The sequence below is a fragment of the Rhodopila sp. genome (assembly GCF_965276935.1).
GTDB lineage: Bacteria > Pseudomonadota > Alphaproteobacteria > Acetobacterales > Acetobacteraceae > Rhodopila.
Window position 1 is genome coordinate 484,778 of record NZ_CBDIBS010000002.1, and the last position, 24,404, is coordinate 509,181.

Consider the following 24,404-nt stretch of genomic DNA (forward strand, 5'->3'; position numbering starts at 1 on the left):
ACATGCCCGTCATCAACAGCATTGCCGCGTTCCAGGAAGAGATGACTGCCTGGCGGCAGGACCTGCACGCGCATCCGGAACTGTCGATGCACGAAGCGCGGACCGCCGGCGTCGTGCAGGCGAAGCTCGCCGCGTTCGGCGTGGACGAGATCATGACGGGCATGGCGGGGCATGGTGTCGTGGGGGTGATCCGCGCCGGGTCCTCCGACCGGGCGATCGGGCTGCGCGCCGACATGGACGCGCTGCCGCTGCAGGAGGAAACCGGGCTGCCGCATGCCAGCCGCAACCCCGGCGTGATGCACGCCTGCGGCCATGACGGGCACACGACGATGCTGCTGGGAGCGGCGAAATACCTGGCTGAAACACGCAACTTCGACGGCACCGTCTACCTGATCTTCCAGCCGGCCGAGGAGTTCGAGAGTGGCGCCGATAAGATGGTCAAGGACGGCCTGTTCCAGCGCTGCCCGATGGAGCGCGTGTTCGGCCTGCACAACTGGCCGGAGATGCCGGCCGGAACGTTTCTGTGGCGCACCGGACCGATCATGGCGGCGGTGGCGTTCTTTGACATTGTGGTGACCGGCACGGGCAGCCATGGCGCCGCGCCGCACCGCGGGATCGATCCGGTGGTAATCTCGGCGCAGATCATCAATGCCTTGCAGACGATCGTATCCCGCTCGATCGAGCCGATCGAGGGCGGCGTCGTCTCGGTCGGCAGCATCAAGGGCGGCGAGGCCTACAACATCCTGCCCGAGCGGGTGGCGATGAAGGGCACCGCGCGCTGGTTCAAGCCGAAGGTCGGGCAACAGATCGAGGCGGGGGTGCACCGGCTGGCCGAGGGCATCGCGGCAAGCTTCGGCGCCACGGCGGAGGTGCGCTTCGAACACCACGCGCCGGCCACGCTGAACGATGCCGATGCGACGATGCTGGCGGTCGACGCGGCCAGGTCAGTCGCCGGAAACCAGGGTGTCGCGGAAATGCCGGCGCCGACCATGGGCGGGGAGGATTTCGCCTATATGCTGAACGTCAAGCAGGGGGCCTACCTCATGCTCGGCGGCGGCCGCGGGAAGAACGATGCGCTGCTGCACCACCCGAAGTATGATTTCAACGATGCGATCCTGCCCGTCGGGGCATCCTGGTGGGCGACGCTGGTGGAGCGGCAACTGGCGAAGGCCGGGTAGGAAAGCGCGGTTGCGCAAGCTTCCCTGGCGTGTCGGCCGAGATGGAGTTCAACCGGGAAGACCGTGGTTGGGCGACCGTTACCGCACCTTGCCAAGGCAGCAGTTCTTGAACTTCTTGCCGCTGCCGCACGGGCAAGGATCGTTGCGGCCGACCCCGCGGTAGGGATTGCGAACAGGTTCGCCGCCTAGCCGAAGCGCCGGCGCCGCATTGGCGGTTGGCTTAGGCGCCGCCTCCGGACGAAAGGCGTCCCAGTTCCACAGATGCGCCGCGGCATTGTCGACGCGGCCGTCGTCCCTGATGTCGCTGTCGAATACCTCGGTCGGTTCGGTGGCCTGCCGCGCCGCGCGCAGGTCGTCGCGGAAATGCCGTAGTTGCATGACCGTTGGATCGATCCAGCCCCGCCTGAAGGCATCCTCGACCAAGGGCACGAGGTCTTCGAGGCCGAGCAGAGCAATCGCCTGCTGCCAGCCTATCCAGACAAAGCACTCCTGCTGTGGCAGGAGAGATGCGGTCGATCCGCCCGGTGGCCGTCAGCCAGGTCAGTGCGCCAAGGGCGGCATCGCGCGTGAAGTTGTTGGCGTCCTGAGCTTCGATCAGCATCCGCAGCGGCGCCGGATCGCCGTCATAGACGCGCGCGAGGATCACGGACAGGTCCTCGATGACTCCGTCGCCAATCAGGTCAAACATCTGGTCGCCGTCGGCCGCAAGGCCGCAGAGCGGCCGGAACGCCCGCGGCTCGCGGACCTGCGCCATCAGATAGATGCCAAAGAACAGGATCGATGCGATGCGACGGGACCGGTCAGTTCCCGGCCAGGAATTACTCGGGCCTGAGTCCCGATTTCTTGACCATGACCACACCGGCGTTGGTGGTTGTCGGCGACAGCGACGAGTCTCCGCATCTCATTGTTCGGGGTGCCGGCTGGCACTCGGATGCCTACCACCGCAGCCCAGGATGCAAGTGCCTGCTGACCGTGTTTGGGGGAAGGCATGGTCTCGGCGGAATTGCCGGCTACGATGCGGCGGAGACGAAGGACGAGGACTCGGATCGCCTGGCCGTTGTCCAGCGGCTTACCTGGGCCTACTTGCATTCCGCGCTGCATGCTGACGATCCAGCCTGGTCCAAAGCATGCAAGGCGCTGAAGGACCATGCCAGCTCGCGAGGCCGCGTCGAACGTAAATAGGGCTTACGTTTGGCCATCGATCCGGATGCACGTTTCGCCAGGCAGACGTGCAGTCGCTGGGTCGAGCACCTTCTTGCACGCGCCATTCGTCATCAACCAGCAGACCGACAGTGACCGCATGGCTGATCATTCCATCGCAATCAGGCGGTGGCGCAGGCAAGTCAGGAAGACGGCTCTGGCAATGCTCCAAGACTTCCCTGGCGAGGTTGCAGGGTATGCAGGCATCAGCATTGAAGCACCTGGACGGCCAGCCAGCGCCGTCGATACAATTCTGCTGCCTAATCCCCCGCCGGCATGTCCATCAGGGTTGGATCATCCGGCTCCCGCCCATGCAGCAGCAGCGCCACCAGACCTGTCCAGCCCGTCTGGTGCGAGGCGCCCAGCCCCTGCCCGGTGTCGCCATGGAAGTATTCGTGGAACAGCACATGGTCGCGAAAATGCGGATCGTCCCGCAGCCGCGCGACATCGCCGAAGATCGGGCGCCGGCCGTCCGGCCCGCGCAGGAACAGCCGGGTCAGGCGGGCGGACAGTGCGTCGGCGATTTCCCGCAGGCTGAGCTTCACGCCGGACGCGGTCGGATACTCGACGCGAAAATCATCGCCGTAATAATGATGGAAGCCATACAGCGATTCGATGATCATGAAGTTGACCGGCATCCAGACCGGCCCGCGCCAGTTCGAATTGCCACCGAACTCGCGGCTGATGCTGTCGCCCGGCACATAGCCCACGCTGAAGTGCTGGCCGTCCAGATCGAGCGTGAACGGCTTGTCCCGATGCACGCGTGAGACACTGCGCACGCCATGCGGCGACAGGAACGCCGTCTCGTCCAGCATGCGGCGCAGCAACGCCTTCATGCGGTGGCCGCGCAGCAGCGACAGCAGGCGCCGAGACCCCTGTCCTTCCACGTCCCAGTGCGAGACCAGGCCGGCGAGGTCGGGCCGGTGCGCCAGCACCCAGCGCAATCTGGCGGCGAATTCCGGATTGCGTTCGACCGCTTCGGGCTCCAGCACCTCCACCGCGAACAGCGGGAACAGGCCGACCAGGGAAAACAGCCGCAGCGGAATGGCTGAACCGTCAGGCCGCTGCAGCACGTTGAAGTAGAACTGGTCCACTTCGTCCCACAATCCGCGATATCCGCTCTGCCGGGTCATGACGTCGGCGATGGCAAGGAAGTGCTCGAAGAACTTGGTCGCGGTGGATTGATAGACGCCGTTGCGGGTAGCCAATTCCAGCGAGATGCGCATCATGTTCAGGGCATACATCGCCATCCAGGACGTGCCGTCCGACTGGTCGATCCGTCCGGCCACCGGCAGCTTCTGGCTGCGGTCGAACACCTCGATGTTGTCCAGCCCGAGGAAGCCGCCCTGGAAGACGTTGCGGCCTTCGATGTCCTGGCGGTTCACCCAGCCGGTGAAGTTGATCAGCATCTTGTGGAAGACGCGCTCCAGGAAGTCGAAGTCGGGCTGGCCGCTCAGCGCGGCATCCATGCGGAAGACCCGCCAGGCGGCCCAGGCGTGCACCGGCGGGTTGACCGCGCCGAAATCCCACTCATAAGCCGGCAGGGCGCCGTTCGGATGCATGTACCATTCATGCGTCAGCAGCAGAAGCTGGTGCTTGGCGAACGCCGGATCGATCAGCGCGAAGGTGACCGCCTGGAAGGCAAGGTCCCAGGACGCGTACCACGGATACTCCCACGTGTCGGGCATCGAGATGATGTCGCGGTTGTTCAGGTGCTTCCAGTCGGTGTCGCGGATCTGCTCCCGGGCCGGTGGCGGTGGCGGCTGCAGCGGGTCGCCTTCCAGCCAGCGGCGCACGTCGAAGCGGTAGAACTGCTTGGACCAAAGCATCCCGGCCAGCGCCTGACGCTGCACCAGGCGCGCGTCCGGATCGGCGATGGTGGCTTGCAGCACCGCATAGAATTCGTCGGCTTCGGCCAGGCGGGCAGCCATGATCGCGTCGTGGTCGGCGAACGGGTCAGCGGCTTGACAAGCCTCCCGCCAGCGCAGCCGCACGGTCCGGCGTCCGCCGGCCGGGATGGTCAGTGTCACGTGCGCGGCGCATTTGGTGCCCTGCTGGCGGTCCACCGCATCGTGCTGACCGTTCACGACGAAGTCGTCGATGCCGTCCTTGAACGGGCCGGCCGCGTCCGCGCCATACAGGCGCCGCGTGTTGGTTTCGTTGTCGCAGAACAGCCAGGCCGCCGGACAATCAATCTCCAGCCGGCGGTCCGGCATGCGGTTGTGGAAGGCGTCGATGCCGGCCTTCGCCAGTCTCAGGATGGGGCGCGGGATGCCCGGCCGCCAGTCCCAGGTGTTGCGCGCCCAGAGCTGCGGCAGCACGTGCAGGTCGGCCGCCTCTGGCCCACGGTTGTCGATGGTGACGCGGATCAGGATGTCTTCCGGCGTTGCCTTGGCGTACTCCACGGCCACGTCGAAGTAGCGGTCCTGGTCGAACACCCCAGTGTCGAGCAGTTCGTATTCCGGCTGGTCCTGACCACGCCGAGCGTTCTCGGCGATCAGGGAGCCGTAGGGAAACGCGGCCTGGGGATACTTGTAGAGCATCCGCATGTAGGAATGCGTCGGCGTGCCATCGAGGAAGTAATACAGCTCCTTGACGTCCTCGCCATGGTTGCCCTGGGCATTGGTCAGGCCGAACAGCCGCTCCTTCAGGATCGGGTCGCGGCCGTTCCACAGCGCCAGCGACAGGCACCAGCGCAGCCGGTCGTCGGTGAAGCCGGCGATGCCGTCCTCCCCCCAGCGGTAGGTTCGGCTGCGGGCGTGGTCGAACGGCAGGTAGTTCCAGGCGTCGCCGGTGGCCGAGTAGTCCTCACGGACGGTGCCCCATTCGCGTTCGGCGAGGTATGGGCCCCAGTGGAGCCAGGATTCGCGGTCCGCGAGGCGCTTGCCTTCAACTGTTTGCAGCAAGACGCTCGGCATGGAGGATCCTAAGCTGGTACGTCGGCCATTCATCGCTCTTCCTACTCATCATGGCGGAGGTTTCGCCATCGGCGCTGACACGGAAGTTCGCGGCGTCGGCCCGCGGAGCGTCGGGCGGCGCCGGCCGTGACTTCTTTGCCACGCCAGCCTCGACTGACTTATGTTGGCGACAAGGCAACGGGTTCCAGTTCACGCCATCTGGGGGCAGCGCACGACTAGAACAGGCTTGGCCATGCCAGGAAATTCGACGATTGGGAAAGCCTGCCAATGAAACGCCTGTTCCTGCTGGCCGCGCCGGCCATGGTGTTGCTGGTCGCATAGCCGCGGTCCTGATAGCGAAGGCGGTTCAGATCTCGTAATCTGTTGCTTAAGCCTGACTGTGGCAGGAGGCGATTGAATGAATGATTTGTATGACACCGATGTGGTGGCTTGGTCCGAACAGCAAGCGAAACTGCTGAGCCGGATGGCCGCTGGCGAGCGCGTCAACAGCGTGGAGTTGGACTGGCCCAACATCGCCGAGGAGATCGAGTCGTTGGGCAAGTCTTATAGACGGGAATTGCGCAGCCATATTGGCACGGTGCTGGAGCATCTGATCAAGCTGCAGGCGTCTCCAGCGCTTGATCCACGCAACGGCTGGAAGGAAACCATCGGTCGGTCGCGTGACGACATCGACCTCATACTGGCGGAAAGTCCCAGCTTGCGTCACGCCGTGCCGACCATGATCGCGGACGAGACCACGCGATCCCGCCGACGCGTGGCGCGATCGCTGGGAATATACAACGAACAGCCGCGCGTTGATATCGACGGCCTGACGTTTACCGAGGATCAGGTGGTTGGCGACTGGCTTCCTTGAGTAGGTCTGGTTCGTGCGCTCTCGAATGGCGACCCGCAGCACCGCAAGCCGTGGGTGAACGAGCCAAACCCGGCTATGATGCTGAGGCGCGATCCCGGTTCCATTGCGGATAGCTCGCCGCCGCCAAACTCGCAGCGCCTACCGCGGCCGCTTCGCCAGCCGTCGCTCGTACGCCTGTGCCAGCAAGGTGCTGGGGAACAGCAGCGCGAAATAGATCAGCGCCACCACGGTATAGACCTCCAGCGGCCGGTAGGTGTCCGCCGTCACCAGGGTGCCGTTGTACAGCAGGTCCGGCACCGCGATCGTCGACACCAGCGAGGTGTTCTTCAACTGCGTGATCGACTGGTTGACGAAGGGCGGGATCATCCGGCGGATCGCCTGCGGCAGGATCACCCGCCGCATCACATGCCACCGCCGCAACCCCAGGGAGCGGGCGGCATCCCATTGCCCTTGCTCGATCGAAATGATGCCGCCGCGGAAGATCTCGGCATAGAAGGCGCCGGTGTAGCAGGACAGCGTCAGGATGCCGGCCACGGTGGCCGGGATCTGGATGCCGAGCAGCACCGGCAGCGCGTAATAGAACCAGACGATCTGCACCAGCAGCGGGGTGCAGCGGAACACCTCGATGAAGGCCACCAGCGGGATGTTCAGCAGGACGGAGCGGGACAGCCGCCCCAGTCCCAGCGCCAGGCCGATGATCAGCCCGAGGAAGATCGTCGCCGCGGTATAGCCCAGGGTGACCATCACGCCGCGCTCGAACAGCGGCACGTAGCGCAGCAGGAAGCCGAAGTCCCACTGGTAATGCATGTGGGACCTCTCCCGCTTCGCGTCAGAACGTCAGGCTGGCGGGAACCTGGTCTCGGTTGACGCCGAGCTTCGCCAGGCCCTGCAGCATCCACTCGCGGATCTGTCCGGTGCCGCGGTTCATGTCGATCCAGGCGTCGATCACCTCGCGGAACCGGGTGTCCGGCTCGCGCTGCAGGCCGAGGCAGCTTGGCAGCGCGACGGTGGGGTTGGACAGCAGGTAGTAGGGGCCCAGCGCCGGGTTCTTGCCGACCGTGGCCAGGCCGAGCAGGGCGGCCTCGATCTGCGCATCGGCGCGGCCCGATTGCAAGGCCAGGGTGCATTCATCGCGGGTTTTGAAGCCGGTCAGCTGCGCTTTCGGGCAGTAGCGCCTGGCGGCGGTTTCGTGCAGCGAGCCGATGTCGAAGACGATGACCAGTTCCGGCTTGTTCAGGTCGTCCCAGGTCTTCGGCGCCAGCCCGTGCTTGGCCAGGCAGCCGAACGGGTGAATGATCATCGGCCGGCTGAAGGCGATCGACAGCGCCCGCGCCGGGGTGGGGTTCAGCGCGAACGCCAGGTCCACCTTGTTGGACTGCAGGTCCAGCACCGAGTTGCCGTAGGTTGACTCGAGATACTCAAGTTTCGCGTCGAATACCTTGGCGATGTCCAGCGCCATGTCGATGCAGGCGCCCGACCATTGGCCGGTCGCCAGGTCCTTCTGGAAATACGGCAGCTCTCCCGGCAAGGCGGCGATACGCAGAGTCTTGGTGCGGCGAATGCGGTCGAAGGTGCTCTCGGCCGTGGACTGCGCCCGCACGACCCCTGGCGCCAACCCGATCAGCGACAGCGCTGGCAGCAGCACGGCGGCCGCCGCGACGCCTCGCCGGCTCAACCCTTGCCTCCCTCGGATCTCGTTTCCCCGATCGTTGGTCATCCGTTCATCCTTTCAACCACCGTGGACGTCACGCGTGATGGCTTATGCACCATGATGGCCGGCTTCATAGCAGTCCCTGGTGATGCAATCGACAGGCCATGCGCGCGATCCGGCAAGCCGTGCCGGAGGCGCCAGGCTCAGTGTTCGTGGAACAGCAACGGACGCGAGTCAGGCATTCTTGTGCGATCCCGTCACGGCGGGCGAGCGAGCAGGCGCGTGAGGGGCAGGCCCGCCAACCATGGCTTTGTCGACACCAGTACCGCAAGGCGTGGATGGCGGCCTCCGCCCGATAGCGTCGGAAACGCGCCGCTGCTAACCGCGCATTGATTGATCCACCCGGCGTCGGGCCAGGATCATGCTGGACAATGTTGCGCGCGACTCGGCGGCACGCTTATCAGGCGCATCGGTGATGGCACGGAGACACGCGGAATGATCAGAGTTCTGGCGATAGCGGCACTGGCGCTGCTGCCACTGCTGGCCGGATGCAGCCCGGCCACGCCAGGCGAGCAGCAGATCCTGGTGGATCGCGCCACCCTGACGACGCAGGAGCTGATGACCCAGACGGTATCGGACGGGCCGCGATCGCTGCTGCGGCGGGCCAAGGCGGTGATGATCTGCCCGCGCATCTTCAAGGCCGGCTTCTTTTTTGGCGGCGAGGGCGGACGCTGCGTGCTGCTGGCCCGCGCCGGCAACGGCACCTGGTCCTATCCGGCGTTCTACACCATCGGCAGCGGCAGCTTCGGCTTCCAGTTCGGCATCGAGGACAGCCAGCTTTTCCTGCTGATCCTGACCGAACGCGGCCTGAACGCGGTGCTGGACAGCCAGATCAAGCTGGGTGCGAACGCCTCGATCGCGGTGGCCACGATCGGCGCCGGCATCCAGGGATCGACCACCGCGGCTGTCGGCGCGGATATCGTTGCGTTTTCCGAGTCACGCGGGCTGTTCGGCGGCGTCGCGCTGGAAGGCAGCCTGATGTCCGCGCTGACCGAGTGGGACCAGAGCTACTACAACCGGCCGACCGGCTCCCGGCAGATCGTCATGCAGATGCAGGGCAACAACCCTGGCGCCGAACCGCTGCGGGGTCTGCTGACGCGATACGGCTCAGGTCCGGGGCCGGAGCGGGTGTCGGCGCCGCCATCACGGCCGCCGGGCTATACGCCGCCTTACGCGCCATATCAGCCGCAAGGTCAGGGCGCGCCGCCGCCTTCCGCGCCGCCGTCCTCGGGCCCGGTCTATCTGACCCCGCTGCCGGGTGCGGGCGGACAGGGTCCGGTGCAGCAGCAGAATCTGGCGCCGCCCGGGCGATAGCAACGGGTCGGGCAGGCCAGGGATTTGTTCTGGTCCGGTCAGCCGGCTTCCCGATCGAGACGCTGGATCGGATCCCCGATCGGGGCGCCGGGCCGGAACCCCTCCCTGGCCAATCCGAGCGGCGGCTCCTACAATCCGGGAATGACCAACGACCTGCCGTTCTGGAAGACCAAGCGCCTGGAAGCGATGACCCGGGACGAGTGGGAATCCCTGTGCGACGGCTGCGGCCGCTGTTGCCTGCACAAGCTACGCGATGAGGACACCGATGCGCTGTCCTTTACCAGCGTCGCCTGCCGCCTGCTGGACCTGGAGTCCTGCCGCTGTGGCGACTATGCCAAGCGGCAGCGCCGGGTGCCCGATTGCGTCAGCCTGACGCCGCGAGCCCTGCTGGACATCGACTGGCTGCCGCCATCCTGCGCCTATCGTCGCGTGCGCGATGGCCAGGATCTGGCTTGGTGGCACCCGCTGGTATCCGGCGATCCGGATACGGTGCACCAGGCTGGCGTCTCGGTCCGCGGCAGGGCCATCAGCGAACGGCACGCCGGGCCGCTGGAAAGCCATATCGTCGACTGGCCCGGCAAGATGCCGCGTGCCAGGTCACCCTGCGTCAAGGACGTTGGGGCGCCAGGGACGTTGGGGCGAAACGGCCGGAAGACGAGAGCTGAATGAAGGAGGCTGGACGATGAAGGACGCGCTGTATGGTGGCGTGAACGCGGCGGTGCTGACGCCGATGCACGCCGACCTGTCGATCGACCTGGACCGCATGGCGGCGCACTGCCGCTGGCTGCTGGCCAACGGCTGCAACGGCCTGGCGGTGCTCGGCACCACCGGAGAAGCCAACAGCCTGGGCCTGGACGAGCGCATCGCGGTGCTGGAAGGCCTGGTCGAACGCGGCATCCCGGCGGCGAGGATGCTGCCCGGCACCGGCACCACCAACATCACCGACACCGTGCTGCTGACCCGCGCGGCCGAAGCCGCCGGCTGTCGCGGCGCGCTGCTGCTGCCGCCGTTCTACTACAAGAACCCCTCCGACGACGGACTTCTGGCCTATTTCAACGAGGTGATCCAGCGCGTCGCCGGCGACATCAGGCTTTACCTCTACAACTTCCCGCAGCAGTCGGCGGTGCCATTCACCGTGTCGTTCATCGATCGGCTGCGGTCGGCCAATCCGGGCAAGGTGAAGGGCCTGAAGGACAGCAGCGGCGACTACGACAACGCGCTGGCCTATGTCGAGGCGTTCGCCGACGACGGGTTCGAGGTCTACGCGGGCGACGACTCGCTGCTGAAGCCGCTGCTGGAAAAGGGCAGCGCCGGCTGCATCACCGCGGCCGCCAACGTGAACTGCGCGATCGGCGCGCGGGTCTATGCCGGGTGGCAGGGGCCGGATGCCGCGGCGGCGCAGACGATGCTGACGGCGACGCGCAAGGCGGTGACGTCGGTGCCGCTGATCCCGGGTCTGAAGGCGCTGGTGGCGCGCAACACCGGCGATGCCGGCTGGCACAATATCCGCCCGCCGCACCTGAAGCTGACCGAGGCGCAGCAGGCGGTGCTGTTCAATACGTTCGATGCCAGTGGGGTCAGGCTGGCAAAAGCCGCCTGACCGCGGCTGCGTACGCTGGCTCTCGTCGTTGCCGATCGCCTGCCCACGGATGTACAACTCGTCTTGCGGAGCAGTTTCCGATCAGGCTGCTCCGGTTTGACCCGTCATGGCCGGGCTCATATGAGCCCGGCCATAACAAATTGGCGCAACGTGATCGGGAACCGCTCTAGGTTGGGCGGTCGGGCGCCGGCACTGACCGCCGCCCGCGCGGATGTTGCGCCCGATTGTTGATCAATTGTGTAAAGTGTCCTTACAATGATCAAACAGTCAGGAACCAACCTCTTGCCACGGCGAAATAGGCAACCAACTGACGACACGCCAGCTTTACAGTCTGCGTCGGCGGGCGACGCGGAAGATTTGGCGATCTGGCATCGGACTCGCAGAAACTGGAGGGTCGCATGAGACGGCACATTGGCGGTCCGATGACTTTCAGCACGATGGGTATGCTGCTATCGACGAGCTTGTTCATTTATGCCGCGTGGCTGACATCCATCGTCTTCTGCGCCTCCAACGGTCTGCACAATTTGCTGATCGCGGCGGCGATGTTCTTCCCGGTGGGGGTCGTTCATGGTGTGGGCATCTGGTTCGGCGGCTGGTAGATCGTCAACCGCCGGGACGGGATCGCGATACTACCATTTAGCATGCTGAGCAGCGTTATTGTCCAGGCGCGCGAACCGTCGTCATGAAGGCGCTGAACGGCGAGCTTTTCTGATGTCGACTTGGATAGTGAAGAAGGTGGTACGGGTCGCCTGGGACCACAGCTCATGGCGGCACCTTCAAGCGGCGGTGGCGACGACGCTGCCAGCGATGGCCGGCTGAACGGCGGCAATCCGTTCGGCGACACCAAGTTCACCGAGCGCAGTCGGCGGGTGCTCGACGCCCTACAAACGCATCCAACTACGCCTGAGCATTCGGCACCACCTCAATCCAGCAGCCACGGCGCTGCGGCGGCCTGGGCGATGTGGCGGACCTGGGTCAGCAGTCCTGACCCGACGGGGATGCCGTCCCGCATCCGCGTTTCGGCGTATTTCCACTGCGGGTCGCCGGCGACCATGACCGGGCGCGCCGGATCGATTGGCGTGGTGGCGCGCAGGTCGCCGAGGAATTGCGCGACGTCGTTCTGGAAGTCGTCCGAGGCGCGAAAGATGGCGGGATCGATCGCCATGAAGAAGTGGCCGATATCCATCCCCCGCGGCGTCTTCGTGTGCATCGGGTCGGTAATCAAGGTCGCCCCGGACAGGCAGGACGCCAGGATGTTCACCATCGTCGCCAGGCCGTAGCCCTTGTAGCTGGAGTTCTCCGGCGAGCCGCCGAGGGACGTCAGGAAACCGCCCTTCTGCTTCGCCACCAGCGGATCGTTGCTTGCCTGGCCCTCGGCATCCAGCACCCAGCCGTCCGGCGTGGGCAGGCCCTCGTTGGCCTTGTTGCGGATGCGGCCGGCCGCCACGGTGGTGGTCGCCATGTCCAGCAGGAATGGCACGCCATCGGCACTGGGCGCGGCGAAGGACCAGGGATCGGTGCCGAGCCTGGCTTGCTTGCCGAAGGTGGGGGCGACCTGGATGCCGGAGGCGCTGGTGCAGGACATGCCGATCAGGCCCTGCCTGGCGGCCATCAGGCTATAGTAGCCGGCGGCGCCGAAATGGGCGGAGCCACGCACGGTGGCGATCGCCATGCCCACCACCTTGGCCTTGCCGATCGCCACCGTCATGGCGAAGTGCGCCGGCACGTGACCCAGGCCGCCGCCGCCGTCCACCAGGGCCGACACCGGCGTCTCCCGCACGATGTTCGGCCGGGCATCCATCTTGGCGCGGCCCGAGCGACGCAGCGCATCGTAGCCGGGGATCATCGACATGCCGTGGCTGTCGACGCCGTGCAGGTCGGCCCAGGACAGCACGTCGGCGGTGGTCTCGGCATTTGCCTCCGGCATGCCCCAGGCGAGCAGGATGGCTTTCAACTGGGCGCGGTGGGTCGCATAGGATGCGGGCATGGTGTCTCCTCCGATTGGTGCCGAGAGCCTTGCGCGTTGGCATGGTTCCGGCAAGGGTGACACGGCAATGCGAAGGAGGCCGGCATGGAGGCGAAGCAAGCGAATGGACAGGCGTTGTTGCGGGCACGCTTCGGCATCGACCTGCCGGAGACAACGGTGCCGGAGGCAATCGCCGGCTTGCTCGACCGGCGGGTGACGCGCCGCTACACCGAGCAGGATGTGCCGGACGCGCTGCTGGATGCCCTGCTGGCGGCGGCGCAGTCGGCACCGGCGAAGTCCGACCTGCAGCAGTTCTCGGTCGTGGTGATGCGCGACCGCGCCCGGATCAAGCGGATCGCCGACTGGATCGGCACGATGGACTGGATCGCCACCGCACCGGTGTTCCTGGTGTGGTGCGGCGACATGCGGCGCGGCCAGCGGCTGTGCGCGCTGCACGACATGCCGCATGCCAACAACAACCTGGACACGTTCCTCAATACCGCGGTTGATTGCACGCTGGCCATGGGGCAGTTCATGGCGGCGGCCGACGCGGTGGGCCTGGGCACCTGCCCGATCAGCTATGTCCGCTCCCACATCGAGCGGGTTTCGCCGCTGCTGGGCCTGCCCGCCGGGGTCTATCCGGTCGCCGGCCTGAGCGTGGGCTGGCCAGTGTTCCGCCGCCCGGTGTCGATGCGGCTGCCGCCATCCATGGTGGTGCACCGGGAATGCTACGACGACCATGCACTGCCCGACGCCATCGCCGCGTATGACGAACGCCGCGGCGCGCGTGAACCGGTGGCGGCCGGCAGCCAGAAGAACGGCGACATCTATCTGCCGCGCGAGGGTGTCGGCTGGAGCGAGAACGTCGCTCGTCAGCTATCGGTGCCGGAGCGGTTCGGCTTTGCCGCCTACCTGAAGACCAGGGGATTCGATCTTGCCTGATGACGCCGGCTTGCCTGATGACGCCCGCTTGCCTGATGACGCCCGCTTGCCTGATGACGCCCGACTGGTCGCGGCCGCCGAAGTCACCGCGCGGACGGTTCGCGCCAGGCACGCGGCCAGCCTGATCGTGCTGCGAATTGAGGCCGCAGGGGGACGTAACGAGCCGCACATGCTGATGGGCATGCGTGGCGCGAAGCACCGTTTCATGCCCAACCGGCTGGTGTTCCCCGGCGGCCGTGTCGATCGCGCCGACCTGAGCGCGCCCAGTGCCACGCCGCTGTCGCCGGCCACGGAACGCGCCCTGCGCAAGAACACCAACCCGAAGCTGGCACATGGCCTGGCGATGGCGGCGGCGCGCGAACTGGCTGAGGAAACCGGCCTGTCACTGAGCATCCCCTTGGGCACCCCGCCGCGGTTGGACGTGTTGCACTACCTGGCGCGCGCGGTGACCCCGGCGCCCGGTCCGATCCGCTTCAACGCCCGGTTCCTGGTGGTTTCGGCGGAGCACGTCAGCGGCACGCTAGGTGGCGACGGCGAACTGGACGGGCTGCGCTTCTATGCCCTGACCGAGGCGCTGGCCCTGGACCTCGCCGCGCCCACCCGCCGGATGCTGGAACGGTTGCGGCAATGGATCAGCATGACCGAGGCGGAACGCGACAGCCAGACGCATACCCCGGTGCTGCTGCGGGATCGCGGCTGGCGGATGGAGTAGCAGGCCAGGCCAGCGACTTTCATTGCATATGATGCCATTAAAATTCACCACCGGGCGCGGCCGCGTGTCACGATCCGACCTCGGTTGGTCCCGGATTTGCTTGCGCAGATCTAAGCTTCTGAAGGCAAGGACGCATTTGATGACCGACCTGCATTTCCTGACTATCGCTCAGGCATCCGCCCTGATCCGTGACAAGAAATTGTCTCCTGTTGAGTTGACCACGGCTTTTCTCGACCGCGTGAAACGTCTCGACGGCAGGCTGAACAGTCATCTTCTGCTGCTGGAAGATCAGGCCCTGACGGATGCGAGAAAGGCCGAAGCGGAGATCGCCGCCGGCAACTGGCAAGGCCCGCTGCACGGCATCCCGATCGGCCTGAAGGACATCTACAACACCGCCGGCATCCGCACCACGGGCCACTCGGCCTTGTTCAAGGACCATGTGCCCGCCGAGGACGCCTTCACCGTCACCTTGCTGAAGCAGGCCGGCGCGGTGATCACCGGCAAGCTGGCGACGTGGGAGTTCGCCATCGGCGGTTCCTCCTTTGATCTGCCGTGGCCGCCGGCGCGCAATCCGTGGGACATCACGCTCGATCCCTCCGGCTCCTCGTCCGGGTCGGCGGTGGCGGTGGCGGCGGGTCTGTGCACGGGCGGGATGGGCAGCGACACTGGCGGATCGATCCGCGGCCCGGCCGCGTGGTGCGGCATCGCCGGCCACAAGCCGACCTACGGGCTGCTCAGCCGGCGCGGCATCCTGCCGTTGTCGTTCTCCCTGGATCACGCCGGACCGATGGCCTGGACCGCCGAGGACTGCGCGCTGATGCTGCAGGTGCTGGCGCGCCATGATCCGCTGGATGCCGCCAGCGCGGCTGTGCCGGTGCCGGACTTCACCGCGACGATCGGCCAGACGCTAACCGGCCTGCGCGTCGGCGTGGTGCGGCATTTCTTCGAGACCGACCTGCTGACCGATCCCGAGACCATTGCCGCGCTGGAGACCAGCGTGATGGCGCTGCGCGACATGGGTGCCATCGTCGGCGACGTGACACTGGCGCCGTTCGGCCATTACGCCGACATCGGCAGCCTGATTTCCCGCAGCGAGTCGTATGCCATCCACCAGCACTGGCTGCGCGCGACGCCGGATCTGTATGGCGCCTATGGCCGGCACCGGCTGATGGCCGGCGCCTTCGTCGCCGCGGCCGACTACGTCAACGCCCAGCGCCAGCGCGCCAGGCTGGTCGCCGACCTGGCGGAGACGATGAAAACCGTGGATGTGCTGATCTTCCCCACCGCGCGCTGCCCCGCCCGGCCAATCGGCGAGGATTCCATGGCTTCCGGCTTTCAGCCGTTCTTCAACCGCGCCTTCAACGTCACCGGCAGCCCCGCCCTGTCGATCTGCAATGGCTTCAGCGACAGCGGCCTGCCGCTGGCCCTGCAGATCGGCGGCCGGCCATTCGAGGACGCCCTGGTGCTGCGCGTCGGCGCGGCGCTGGAACGTGCGCTGCACACTAGGTCGCGGCGGCCGAAGCTAGGCCAGGGCGCTGCCCTGGACCCGCAAAGGGGCTGATGCCCCTTTGATCCCCGTCCAGGGGTTTGGGGGAGAGGGGGCGACACAGCCGTTGCAACCGCCTCAGTCGCCCCCTCTCCCCCAAACTCCTAAATGGGTTCCAAGGGCGTCAGTCTTTGGCGGGGTCGAGGGGCAGAGCCGCCGCCTTCCTTACGCCATCGAGATCTGGGTGAAGTCCACGAACCAGCTCTGCACCGGCACGAAGCCCTGGACTTTCTTGCTCATGGCGCGGGGGTTGAGGTCGTGCACGATGAACAGCCAGGCTGCTTCATCGACCACGATCGCGTGGGCCTGTGCGAGCAGCTTGGTCTGTGCTGACGGGTCGAAGCTGGCCTGGGCCTGCTTCAGCAGATCAGTGACCGTCTGATTGTCGAAGTGTCCCCAGTTGTAGTTGGTGGGGGAGAAGCTGTCCTTCGCGTAGTAGCGGAACATGGTGGATGGATCGACGGAGCTGAGGCTGATGTTGATGCCCTGGTCGCCGTGCGACTGGGTTGCCTTGGGATCGCTGCGGACCGCCACCAGCATGGTGCCCCACTCCACCACGTCGAAGTCGATCTGCATGCCGACGGCAGCAAAGTTCTGTTGCAGGAACTCGTTCATCGGGATCGGCAGCATCTGTCCCGACCCCGAGGTGGAGATCATGATCTTCGCCTTTATGGGATTGTTTGGCCCGAAGCCGGCTGCCGTCAGCAGCGCCTTCGCCTGGGCCGGATCATGCGTGTAATGCTGGGTCGGACTGCCGAAGAAAGGACTTTCCGGCGCATACAGCCCCACCGCCGGCTTGGCGGTGTTGTTCAGCAGGCTGCACAGCCCGTCGCGGTCGATGGCGTAGTTCATCGCCTGCCGCACCCGCACGTCCTTGAACGGCGAATTGGCTTCGCAATCCAGGCAGTAGGGCCAGGTGTGCGGATACGGCCACAAGGAAACGATATAGCCTGCCTGCTTCAAGGACGGGATCGCGTCGGGCGCCGGGACCTCGATCCAGTCGACCTGGCCGGAGCGCAGCGCGGCGATGCGTGTCGTCGCCTCCGCCATCGGGCTGACCACGAGTTTGTCGAGCTTGGGGATGCGGTCCTTGTCCCAATAGGCTGCGTTGCGCACCATCTCGATGTATTGCCCGGGCTCCACGCGGGTGATCTTGAACGGCCCGGTGCCGGACGGCTTCTTGCCGAACGCCGCCCAGGTCTTGCCGACCGCGTCGAACTGCGTTGGACTGACCATCAGGATGCGGGTCAGCAGCCAGGGCAGGAAGCTGAACGGATATTTCGTTGTCAGGACGATCGTCTGATCGTCGGCCTTCTCATAGGTGTCGATCATCGACACCGCGGCCTTGACAATCGGTGCCGAGGTGGCGTCGTAGTGTGGTGACTTTTCGTCGTACACCCGCTGCAGGTTCCAGATCACCGCGTCGGCGGTGAAGTCGGATCCGTCGTGGAACTTCACCCCCTGGCGCACGCCGCATATCCAGCGCAGCGGGTTGGTCTTGTCGGGGTTCCAGGCGGTGAACAGGCCGGGCGTGATACCCGCCGGCTTGTCGGGGTGGTGGCGCAGGTCCCAGTTCACCAGCGCGTCGTACGGCGGATAGCCGAGGAAGCGGTAGCCCTCGAAACCATTGTTGGGAATGCCGCCGGCGGTGGGAAGATCCGCCGCCGTCATGGCGATGCGCAAGGTGCCGCCGGTGGCGGCCCGCGCGGGAAGCGCCGGCAGGCTCGCCGCGAGCGCCGCGCCGGCCAGGAAGTCACGTCGGTCCATGATGCCGCCTTACACGATGCTGATTTGGGTAAAGTCCTGGGACCAGCTCTGCGCCGGCTTGAACCCGGCGACCTTCTTCGACATGGCGCGCGGGTTCAGGTCGTGCACGATGAACAGCCAGGGCGCGCCGTCCACCACCATGGCATGCGCCTGTGCCAGAAGCGTATCCTGCTGGTTCTTGTCGAATGTCGCCTGCGCCTTGTGCAGCAGGTTGGTCGCCGCCTGGTTGTCCCAGTGGCCCCAGTTGTAATTGGTCGGGGAGTAGCTGTCCTTGGCATAGTAGCGGAACATCGACGACGGATCGGTGAAACTCAGGCTGATGTTGATCCCGTCATCGCCATGCGCCAGCGGCGAACTCGGCGCGGCGCGGACCGCCACCAGCATGGTCCCCCACTCCACCACGTCGAAATCGATATCCATGCCAACGGCCTTGAAGTTCTCCTGCATGAACTCGTTCATCGGGATCGGCACCATCTGGCCGGAGCCGGAGGTGGAGATCATGATCTTGGCCTTCAGCGGCTTGTTCGGGCCATAGCCTGCCTCCGCCAGCAGTGCCTTGGCCTTCGCCGGATCGTGCGTATAGTGGTTCGTCGGCTTGCCGAACAGCGGGTTGTCCTGGGGATACAGGCCGACGGCCGGCTTGGCGGTGCCGTTCAGCAGGTCGCAGAGGCCGGCACGGTCGATGGCGTAGTTGATTGCCTGGCGCACCCGCACATCCTTGAACGGCGAGCTGTCCAGGCAGTTCAGCACATAGGGATACGTGTGTGGATACGGCCACAGGCTGATCTGGAACCCGGCCGCCTTCAGCGAGGGGATCGCATCCGGCGGCGGCACCTCGATCCAGTCCACCTGGCCCGAGCGCAGGGCGGCCACGCGGGTGGTCGCCTCCGGCATCGGGTAGACGATCAGCTTCTCCAGCTTCGGTATGCGCGTCTTGTCCCAGTAGTCCTCGTTGCGGGTCATCTCGGCGTACTGGCCAAGCACCACCTTGGTGATCCTGAACGGGCCGGTGCCGGACGGATTCTTGGCGAAGGCGGCCCAGGATTTTCCGGTCTTTGCCCATTGCGTCGGGCTGACGATCAGGATGCGGGTCAGCAGGTAGGGCAGGAAGCTGAACGGGTAGTGCGTGGTGATGACGATGGTCTTGTCATCGACTTTCTCGTATTTGTCGACCATCGAAACGGTCGCGCGGACGATCGGGGCGGCGGGGGCATCGTATTGCGGCGACTTCTCGTCGAAGATCCGGCCGAAGTTGAAGATCACCGCGTCGGCGTTGAAATCCGATCCGTCGTGGAACTTCACCCCCTGCCGGACATCGCAGATCCAGCGCAACGGGTTGGCCGGATCGATCTTCCAGGCGGTGAACAGGCCGGGGGTGATGTCGGCAAGTTCGTTGGTGTGGGTGAAGTCCCAGTTGATCACCGAGTCATAGGGCGGATAGCCGAGGAAGCGGAAGCCCTCGCCGCCGTTGTTGGGAATGCCGTGGGTCGTCGGCAGGTCGGCCGCGGTCATGCCGATCCGCAGCACCTGGGGCGGCGCCGCCATGCCGGGCGTGATTGCCGCAGGCATGGCCGGCAAGGCTGCCGAACCCGCCGCCGCCGCGATAAGCCTCCGACGTGTCAGTGTCATACGCTGCCCAGTCCGTTGTGATCGCTACCGGTCAGCGGCTGCAAGGTCTATGCCATTGCGGGTGCGTCGGCCTTGGCTACCACCCGCATCATGCCGATCAGCTCTTGCGTCCCGATCACGTCGCAGAAGGTGTGCGCCATCGCCGACAGCGTGCCGTTGTGCTCCTGGTCGGTGAACGTCGCGTTGCCGTCGGCAACGAAGAACACCTTGTAGTTCAGCATCATGGCGTCGCGCGCGGTCGACTCGCAGCAGACCTGGGTGGCGGTTCCGGTGATGATCAAGCTATCCACACCGCGTTCCTGCAGGATGGCGTGCAGGTCGGACGCACCGGGCGCGAAGGCGCCGAAGCGGCTTTTCCGCACGATCAGGTCCCGCGGCTGGACGTCCAGGCCGGGCCACAGCGCGTGGCCGTGCGACCCTGGCGCGAAGGTCTCGATCATCCGCTGCCGGCGCGCCGGCGTGCAGAAATGGTCGAAATAGGTGGACCAGGTCCGGATTGCTTCCGCGTCCACCGTGTTCTGCAGGTAGACCACCTGGCCGCCGGCGTCGCGCAGCGCCTGGCTGATGCGGTTGACGTTCGGCACGATCTCCCGCGCCGAACCGATCTCGCACACCGCGCCGGGTGCCATGAAGCCATTCTGCAGGTCGACCACGACATGGGCGGTTCGCGCCGCGACGAGGTTGTCGAACACATGCACGCTGCCGCGGCGCTCCGTCACGCGCTGAACCACGGCAGGATTGATCGAGGATTCATGCAGGCCGTCGATCATTGGGACCCTCCATTGTTGCCTATAAAACAGGCTTTGACGCAAACCGACAGGCTAGAATCATGCCCGGAAGAATGCAATCGCATAAAAACAGTCCAGGTGGCTGGACAGAACCTCGCACTATGCTAGGACTCGGTTAATTGTTGCATCGCACAATGCAACGGGAATGCATCAGTATGCCTGGCGGGAACGATCTTCCGAGGCCTTCCTCCAGGCGCCCCGAATCGTTCGGCAATTGGAGAATCCTGGCCGCATGCTGCTTTTCGCCCTTCGCCGCCTGTTGCAGGCGATCCCCATCCTGCTCGGCGTGTCCCTGGTGGTGTTCGGGCTGGTGCATATCGTGCCGGGCAACCCGATCGACATGCTGATGCCGCCGGAAGCCTCGCCCGAGGTAATCGCGCAGATGAAGGCGGCGTTCGGCTTCGACAAGCCGTTGTACATGCAATACCTGCTCTGGCTGCTGCGCGCGGTGCAGGGCGATTTCGGCCTGTCCGTGTTCAACGCCACACCGGTCTGGGGCCAGCTTGTCGTCGCCCTGGAAAACACCTTCGTCCTGGCGATCCTGGCCGCCGCGCTTGGGTTTTTCATGGGCATCTTCTGCGGCATGGTTTCAGCGCTGTACCATGGCCGCTGGCCGGACAAGGTGTTTTCGGCCATCGCCACGATCGGTGTGTCGCTGCCGCACTACTGGTGCGCCATCGTTCTGGTGATGGCCTGCGCCGTGCTGCACGACTGGCTGCCGGCGCAGGGAATGGGCGACGATTCGCTGCCGCTGTACGACCGGCTGCAATACCTGGTGCTGCCGGTCATCACCCTGTCGCTGATCCCGATGGGGGTGATCGGCCGGCTGGTCCGCGCCACCGTCTTGGACATCATCGGCCAGGATTTCGTCGGCGCGCTGTCCGCCAAAGGCCTGACCCGCTGGCCGGTGATCCGGCACATCGCCAAGAACGCCGCGCCGCCGGTGCTGGCGCTGATGGGCCTGCAATTCGGCTACCTGCTGGGTGGCTCGATCCTGGTCGAGACGGTGTTCAACTGGCCCGGCTCCGGCAACCTGCTGAACCTGGCGATCTTCCGCCGCGACATCCCGGTGCTTCAGGCAACAATCCTGGTGCTGGCGACGTTTTTCGTCATCCTTAATCTGCTGGTCGATATCGCCCAGGCGGCGATCGACCCGCGCATCCGCCGTTGACCGGGACCGCGGAACCAGTGGGAGCGGCGCAGGTGGCAGAAGCCCAAGCGGGAGACATTATGTCGCAGGCAACCTTGTCGCGCGCAGCGGAACACGGCGAACGTTCCGCTTCCGTCATCAATCCCGACGACACAAATCCGCTTGGCGATGCGCCGGCCCTGCCAGCGTCCGGCTACTGGCGATCGGTGGCTGAGCGCCTGCTGCGCGACAAGGTCACCATGGCGGTGACCCTGGTGCTGTTCGGCATCCTGTTCATCACCCTGGGCGCGCCGCTGGTGACGCACTACGACCCTTATGCCGGCAGCGTCCTCGGCCGTCTCAAACCGATCGGCACCCCGGGCCACTGGCTGGGCACCGACGAAACCGGTCGGGACCTGTGGACGCGGCTGTGCTATGGCGGCCGCCTGTCGCTGCTGGCGGCGATCCTGCCGGTGACGATCTCGCTGCTGGTTGGCGGCTTCTTGGGCATCCTGGCCGGCTACGCGGGCGGCTGGACCGGCACGCTGATCATGCGCATGATGGACGTGTTCTACGCGTTTCCGTCCATCCTGCTCGCCATTGCGATCTGCGGGCTGATGGGCAACGGCCTGATCAATTCCATCATCGCGCTGGCCGTGGTGTTCATTCCGCCGATGGTACGCATCTCGGAAACCGTCACCAGCCAGGCGCGCAACCTGGATTTCGTCGAGGCCGCCCGGGCCTCCGGGACCAGCACCTTGCAAATCATCCGCCACCATGTGCTGGCCAACGTGCTGGGACCGATCCTGGTCTATGCCACCAGCCTGATCAGCGTTTCGATCATCCTGTCCGCCGGGCTTTCCTTCCTGGGTCTCGGCGTCACCCCGCCGCAGGCGGAATGGGGGCTGATGCTGAACTCCCTGCGCCAGGCGATCTACGTGCAGCCCTATGTCGCCGCGCTGCCTGGCCTGATGATCTTCCTGACCTCAATGTGCTTCAATCTCATGAGCGACGGGTTTCGCAGCGCCATGGACGTAAGGCTGAACAAATGAGTGCCGCCCTATCGCCTGGTCCTCGCGCCGCTGATCCCAGGGACCGCGGCGGCCCGGCCCAGCCGCTGCTGATCGTCGAGAACATCCGCAAGTACTTCCCGGTGCGCGGCGGCCTGCTGAACCGCCAGGTCGCCACGGTGCAGGCGGTCGATGACGTCTCGTTCTCGGTCCGCAAGGGCGAGACGCTGGGCATCGTCGGCGAATCCGGCTGCGGCAAGTCCACTACCGCCCGGTTGCTGATGCGCCTGATCGAGCCCGACACCGGGTCGGTGGTGTTCGACGGCGACCTGATCGGCGACCGCGGCGGCATTTCGGTCAGTGACATGCGCCGGCAGATGCAGATGGTGTTCCAGGACAGCTACACCTCGCTCAATCCGCGCATGACGATGTCCGAAAGCATCGCCTACGCGCCGCGCATGCACGGCCTCGGCCGCAAGGCGGCGTTCGAGCGCGCCGAGGGCCTGCTGGGCCGCGTCGGCCTGAACGTCGGGCAGTACGCACGGCGTTACCCGCACGAACTGTCCGGCGGCCAGCGGCAGCGGGTGAACATCGCCCGCGCGCTGGCGCTGGAGCCGCGCCTGGTGATCCTGGACGAGGCGGTCGCCGCGCTGGACAAGTCGGTCGAGGCGCAGGTGCTGAACCTGCTGGGCGACCTGAAGGAAAGTTTCAACCTGACCTACCTGTTCATCAGCCACGACCTGAACGTCGTCGAGTACATGAGCGACCGGGTCATGGTGATGTATCTCGGCCGGGTGGTTGAAGCCGGTCCGGTGGATGAGATCTACCGCCACCCGCGCCACCCCTACACGCGGGCCCTGTTCGCTTCCAAGCCAACGTTGGACCCCGATCGGCGCACCTCGGAGATGCCGCTGACCGGCGATCCGCCGAACCCGATCAACCCACCCTCCGGCTGCCGTTTCCGCACCCGCTGCGGCTTCGCGCGGGCGAGTTGCGCGGAGAAGGTGCCGGTGCTGGCCGCCCCCTTCGGTGGCGACGCGGAACCCAATCATCTGGTCGCCTGCGACGTTCCCGAAGCGCAGGCAGCCCGTGGGGGTGTCATGGCGGTGCCTCATGCCTGACGGCAACGTGGCCGCCCCTGCCCTGCGGATCGAGGACCTGACCGTCCGCTTTACCCGCCGCAACACCGATGTCGCCGCCGTCAACGGCGTCGGTTTCTCCCTGGCCGCCGGCGAGACCCTGACGATCCTGGGCGAGTCCGGTTCCGGCAAGAGCGTCAGCCTGAAGGCGCTGATGGGCCTGCTGCCCGCCTATGCCAAGGTGTCGGGCAAGGTCTGGCTGAACGGCCAGGAGATCCTCGGCTTGCCCGCCGCCGCATTGGCCAAGCTGCGCGGCGGCGCGGTTTCAATGATCTTCCAGGAGCCGATGGCGGCGCTCGATCCGGTCTACACGATTGGCGAGCAGATCGCCGAGACCATCGTGCAGCACGAGGGCTGCGACAACCGCACCGCGATGAAGCGGGCGCTTGGCCTGCTGGAACAGGTCAAAATTCCCTCCGCCGAACGCCGCCTGAAGAATTTCCCGCACGAGATGTCGGGCGGCATGCGGCAGCGGGCGATGATCGCGCTGGCGCTGGCCTGCTCGCCCGCCGTGCTGCTGGCCGATGAGCCGACCACGGCGCTGGATGTGACCGTGCAGATCCAGATCCTGCTGCTGCTGCGCCAGTTGCAGGCGGAACTCGGCATGGCGATCGTCTTCGTCACCCACGATGTCGGCGCGGCGGCGGAAATCTCCGACCGCATCGCCGTTATGTACGCCGGCCGCTTTGTCGAGACCGGGACGACAAGGCAGGTGATGAAGCAGCCGATGCATCCTTATACGCAGGGGCTGCTGTCCTCCACGGTGCATGGCGGCATGCGCGGCCACCGGTTGGAGACGATCAGGGGCACGCCGCCGAACCTGGCGAACCTGCCGCCGGGATGCCCCTTCGCGCCGCGCTGCCGGCACGCGATCGAGGCCTGCCGGCAGGGTGAAACGCCGGTGGTGACCACCGAGGCCGGCGCCATGGCGCGTTGTCTGCGGGTTCGGGAACTGGTGCCATGGGCGTTGGCGTAGTGTTGTCTCCTGTGCGTTATGGCGGG

The 24,404-nt window shown here is 65.8% G+C and carries 22 protein-coding genes and 1 pseudogene; 14 read left to right on the forward strand and 9 right to left on the reverse strand.

All coding sequences use genetic code 11. The features are described 5' to 3' along the window. Nucleotides 1-2: 2 nt before the first annotated feature. Nucleotides 3-1,178, forward strand: a complete 1,176-nt coding sequence (locus tag ACQY4S_RS05255; RefSeq protein WP_428484136.1) for a M20 aminoacylase family protein — start codon at nucleotides 3-5, stop codon at nucleotides 1,176-1,178. 78 nt (nucleotides 1,179-1,256) lie between these two features. Here ACQY4S_RS05255 and ACQY4S_RS05260 read toward each other — a convergent pair whose 3' ends face one another. Together ACQY4S_RS05260 and ACQY4S_RS05265 are read right to left on the reverse strand one after the other, a co-directional pair. Next, the gene (locus ACQY4S_RS05260; RefSeq protein WP_428484137.1) at nucleotides 1,257-1,556 is read right to left on the reverse strand and encodes an SEC-C metal-binding domain-containing protein; all 300 of its coding nucleotides are present in this window, start codon (nucleotides 1,554-1,556) and stop codon (nucleotides 1,257-1,259) included. A 190-nt stretch (nucleotides 1,557-1,746) separates the two neighbouring features. Beyond that, nucleotides 1,747-1,932, reverse strand: a pseudogene (locus ACQY4S_RS05265) (DUF1186 domain-containing protein); the annotation flags it as partial. Between the two features lie 95 nt (nucleotides 1,933-2,027). Here ACQY4S_RS05265 and ACQY4S_RS05270 point away from each other — a divergent pair. After that, on the forward strand, nucleotides 2,028-2,360 hold the full coding sequence (locus ACQY4S_RS05270) for a hypothetical protein (RefSeq protein ID WP_428484138.1): 333 nt from the start codon (nucleotides 2,028-2,030) through the stop codon (nucleotides 2,358-2,360). 278 nt (nucleotides 2,361-2,638) lie between these two features. Here ACQY4S_RS05270 and ACQY4S_RS05275 read toward each other — a convergent pair whose 3' ends face one another. Then, nucleotides 2,639-5,296 (reverse strand): MGH1-like glycoside hydrolase domain-containing protein, encoded by a 2,658-nt coding sequence (locus ACQY4S_RS05275; RefSeq protein WP_428484139.1) that lies wholly within the window; start codon nucleotides 5,294-5,296, stop codon nucleotides 2,639-2,641. A gap of 397 nt (nucleotides 5,297-5,693) precedes the next feature. On the opposite strand from ACQY4S_RS05275, the gene ACQY4S_RS05280 reads away from it, so the two are divergent. After that, nucleotides 5,694-6,149, forward strand: a complete 456-nt coding sequence (locus ACQY4S_RS05280) for a DUF29 domain-containing protein (protein ID WP_428484140.1) — start codon at nucleotides 5,694-5,696, stop codon at nucleotides 6,147-6,149. A 138-nt stretch (nucleotides 6,150-6,287) separates the two neighbouring features. Here the strand turns inward: ACQY4S_RS05280 and ACQY4S_RS05285 are convergent, their stop codons facing one another. Further along, nucleotides 6,288-6,956 (reverse strand): amino acid ABC transporter permease, encoded by a 669-nt coding sequence (locus ACQY4S_RS05285; RefSeq protein ID WP_428484141.1) that lies wholly within the window; start codon nucleotides 6,954-6,956, stop codon nucleotides 6,288-6,290. Between the two features lie 22 nt (nucleotides 6,957-6,978). Continuing rightward, complete coding sequence (locus ACQY4S_RS05290; protein ID WP_428484142.1) at nucleotides 6,979-7,866, reverse strand: transporter substrate-binding domain-containing protein; 888 nt, start codon at nucleotides 7,864-7,866, stop codon at nucleotides 6,979-6,981. Between the two features lie 429 nt (nucleotides 7,867-8,295). Between ACQY4S_RS05290 and ACQY4S_RS05295 the strand changes: the two genes are divergently transcribed. The 4 genes from ACQY4S_RS05295 (at nucleotide 8,296) to ACQY4S_RS05310 (ending at nucleotide 11,373) form a co-directional block, all read left to right on the forward strand. Next, a complete protein-coding gene (locus ACQY4S_RS05295; RefSeq protein WP_428484143.1) occupies nucleotides 8,296-9,174 on the forward strand; it encodes a lipid-binding SYLF domain-containing protein in 879 nt (292 codons plus the stop codon). A 141-nt stretch (nucleotides 9,175-9,315) separates the two neighbouring features. Continuing rightward, on the forward strand, nucleotides 9,316-9,843 hold the full coding sequence (locus ACQY4S_RS05300) for a YcgN family cysteine cluster protein (protein WP_428484144.1): 528 nt from the start codon (nucleotides 9,316-9,318) through the stop codon (nucleotides 9,841-9,843). Between the two features lie 13 nt (nucleotides 9,844-9,856). Continuing rightward, nucleotides 9,857-10,774, forward strand: coding sequence for a dihydrodipicolinate synthase family protein (locus ACQY4S_RS05305; RefSeq protein ID WP_428484145.1), 918 nt, complete (start codon nucleotides 9,857-9,859; stop codon nucleotides 10,772-10,774). A gap of 398 nt (nucleotides 10,775-11,172) precedes the next feature. After that, nucleotides 11,173-11,373, forward strand: a complete 201-nt coding sequence (locus tag ACQY4S_RS05310) for a hypothetical protein (RefSeq protein ID WP_428484146.1) — start codon at nucleotides 11,173-11,175, stop codon at nucleotides 11,371-11,373. A 323-nt stretch (nucleotides 11,374-11,696) separates the two neighbouring features. On the opposite strand, the gene ACQY4S_RS05315 is transcribed toward ACQY4S_RS05310, so the two are convergent. Then, a complete protein-coding gene (locus ACQY4S_RS05315) occupies nucleotides 11,697-12,761 on the reverse strand; it encodes an Ldh family oxidoreductase (RefSeq protein ID WP_428484147.1) in 1,065 nt (354 codons plus the stop codon). An 84-nt stretch (nucleotides 12,762-12,845) separates the two neighbouring features. On the opposite strand from ACQY4S_RS05315, the gene ACQY4S_RS05320 reads away from it, so the two are divergent. From ACQY4S_RS05320 to ACQY4S_RS05330, 3 genes are all read left to right on the forward strand, one after another. After that, nucleotides 12,846-13,682: a nitroreductase family protein gene (locus ACQY4S_RS05320; RefSeq protein ID WP_428484148.1), complete on the forward strand. Its 837-nt coding sequence runs from the start codon at nucleotides 12,846-12,848 to the stop codon at nucleotides 13,680-13,682. Then, on the forward strand, nucleotides 13,675-14,394 hold the full coding sequence (locus ACQY4S_RS05325) for an NUDIX hydrolase (RefSeq protein ID WP_428484149.1): 720 nt from the start codon (nucleotides 13,675-13,677) through the stop codon (nucleotides 14,392-14,394). The genes ACQY4S_RS05320 and ACQY4S_RS05325 overlap by 8 nt, the downstream gene beginning before the upstream one ends. 139 nt (nucleotides 14,395-14,533) lie before the next feature. Next, entirely contained in the window at nucleotides 14,534-15,955 is a 1,422-nt protein-coding gene (locus ACQY4S_RS05330) for an amidase (RefSeq protein ID WP_428484150.1), read from the forward strand. Nucleotides 15,956-16,105: 150 nt separating this feature from the next. Here the strand turns inward: ACQY4S_RS05330 and ACQY4S_RS05335 are convergent, their stop codons facing one another. The 3 genes from ACQY4S_RS05335 to ACQY4S_RS05345 are packed head-to-tail and all read right to left on the reverse strand — an operon-like array spanning nucleotide 16,106 to nucleotide 20,106. Next, entirely contained in the window at nucleotides 16,106-17,707 is a 1,602-nt protein-coding gene (locus tag ACQY4S_RS05335; RefSeq protein ID WP_428484151.1) for an ABC transporter substrate-binding protein, read from the reverse strand. Nucleotides 17,708-17,716: 9 nt separating this feature from the next. Further along, a complete protein-coding gene (locus ACQY4S_RS05340) occupies nucleotides 17,717-19,336 on the reverse strand; it encodes an ABC transporter substrate-binding protein (protein WP_428484152.1) in 1,620 nt (539 codons plus the stop codon). Between the two features lie 47 nt (nucleotides 19,337-19,383). Then, nucleotides 19,384-20,106 (reverse strand): isochorismatase family protein, encoded by a 723-nt coding sequence (locus ACQY4S_RS05345; protein ID WP_428484153.1) that lies wholly within the window; start codon nucleotides 20,104-20,106, stop codon nucleotides 19,384-19,386. A gap of 250 nt (nucleotides 20,107-20,356) precedes the next feature. On the opposite strand from ACQY4S_RS05345, the gene ACQY4S_RS05350 reads away from it, so the two are divergent. Genes ACQY4S_RS05350 through ACQY4S_RS05365 form a run of 4 tightly spaced genes read left to right on the forward strand, consistent with a single transcriptional unit; the run spans nucleotide 20,357 to nucleotide 24,378 of the window. Continuing rightward, a complete protein-coding gene (locus ACQY4S_RS05350) occupies nucleotides 20,357-21,295 on the forward strand; it encodes an ABC transporter permease (RefSeq protein WP_428484154.1) in 939 nt (312 codons plus the stop codon). Between the two features lie 59 nt (nucleotides 21,296-21,354). Next, entirely contained in the window at nucleotides 21,355-22,305 is a 951-nt protein-coding gene (locus ACQY4S_RS05355; protein WP_428484155.1) for an ABC transporter permease, read from the forward strand. After that, entirely contained in the window at nucleotides 22,302-23,384 is a 1,083-nt protein-coding gene (locus ACQY4S_RS05360) for an ABC transporter ATP-binding protein (protein WP_428484156.1), read from the forward strand. Before ACQY4S_RS05355 ends, ACQY4S_RS05360 begins: the two co-directional genes overlap by 4 nt. Next, nucleotides 23,377-24,378, forward strand: coding sequence for an ABC transporter ATP-binding protein (locus ACQY4S_RS05365; RefSeq protein WP_428484157.1), 1,002 nt, complete (start codon nucleotides 23,377-23,379; stop codon nucleotides 24,376-24,378). Before ACQY4S_RS05360 ends, ACQY4S_RS05365 begins: the two co-directional genes overlap by 8 nt. The last annotated feature ends 26 nt before the right edge of the window (nucleotides 24,379-24,404 follow it).

Coding starts and splice junctions, on each gene's coding strand:
- ACQY4S_RS05260 (WP_428484137.1), bottom strand. CDS start 1,556: ATGCAACTACGGCATTTCCGCGACGACCTGCGCGCGGCGCGGCAGGCC.
- ACQY4S_RS05285 (WP_428484141.1), bottom strand. CDS start 6,956: ATGCATTACCAGTGGGACTTCGGCTTCCTGCTGCGCTACGTGCCGCTG.
- ACQY4S_RS05255 (WP_428484136.1), top strand. CDS start 3: ATGCCCGTCATCAACAGCATTGCCGCGTTCCAGGAAGAGATGACTGCC.
- ACQY4S_RS05305 (WP_428484145.1), top strand. CDS start 9,857: ATGAAGGACGCGCTGTATGGTGGCGTGAACGCGGCGGTGCTGACGCCG.
- ACQY4S_RS05320 (WP_428484148.1), top strand. CDS start 12,846: ATGGAGGCGAAGCAAGCGAATGGACAGGCGTTGTTGCGGGCACGCTTC.
- ACQY4S_RS05300 (WP_428484144.1), top strand. CDS start 9,316: ATGACCAACGACCTGCCGTTCTGGAAGACCAAGCGCCTGGAAGCGATG.
- ACQY4S_RS05270 (WP_428484138.1), top strand. CDS start 2,028: ATGACCACACCGGCGTTGGTGGTTGTCGGCGACAGCGACGAGTCTCCG.
- ACQY4S_RS05310 (WP_428484146.1), top strand. CDS start 11,173: ATGAGACGGCACATTGGCGGTCCGATGACTTTCAGCACGATGGGTATG.
- ACQY4S_RS05275 (WP_428484139.1), bottom strand. CDS start 5,296: ATGCCGAGCGTCTTGCTGCAAACAGTTGAAGGCAAGCGCCTCGCGGAC.
- ACQY4S_RS05280 (WP_428484140.1), top strand. CDS start 5,694: ATGAATGATTTGTATGACACCGATGTGGTGGCTTGGTCCGAACAGCAA.
- ACQY4S_RS05290 (WP_428484142.1), bottom strand. CDS start 7,866: ATGACCAACGATCGGGGAAACGAGATCCGAGGGAGGCAAGGGTTGAGC.
- ACQY4S_RS05340 (WP_428484152.1), bottom strand. CDS start 19,336: ATGACACTGACACGTCGGAGGCTTATCGCGGCGGCGGCGGGTTCGGCA.
- ACQY4S_RS05365 (WP_428484157.1), top strand. CDS start 23,377: ATGCCTGACGGCAACGTGGCCGCCCCTGCCCTGCGGATCGAGGACCTG.
- ACQY4S_RS05360 (WP_428484156.1), top strand. CDS start 22,302: ATGAGTGCCGCCCTATCGCCTGGTCCTCGCGCCGCTGATCCCAGGGAC.
- ACQY4S_RS05295 (WP_428484143.1), top strand. CDS start 8,296: ATGATCAGAGTTCTGGCGATAGCGGCACTGGCGCTGCTGCCACTGCTG.
- ACQY4S_RS05350 (WP_428484154.1), top strand. CDS start 20,357: ATGCTGCTTTTCGCCCTTCGCCGCCTGTTGCAGGCGATCCCCATCCTG.
- ACQY4S_RS05330 (WP_428484150.1), top strand. CDS start 14,534: ATGACCGACCTGCATTTCCTGACTATCGCTCAGGCATCCGCCCTGATC.
- ACQY4S_RS05315 (WP_428484147.1), bottom strand. CDS start 12,761: ATGCCCGCATCCTATGCGACCCACCGCGCCCAGTTGAAAGCCATCCTG.
- ACQY4S_RS05335 (WP_428484151.1), bottom strand. CDS start 17,707: ATGGACCGACGTGACTTCCTGGCCGGCGCGGCGCTCGCGGCGAGCCTG.
- ACQY4S_RS05345 (WP_428484153.1), bottom strand. CDS start 20,106: ATGATCGACGGCCTGCATGAATCCTCGATCAATCCTGCCGTGGTTCAG.
- ACQY4S_RS05355 (WP_428484155.1), top strand. CDS start 21,355: ATGTCGCAGGCAACCTTGTCGCGCGCAGCGGAACACGGCGAACGTTCC.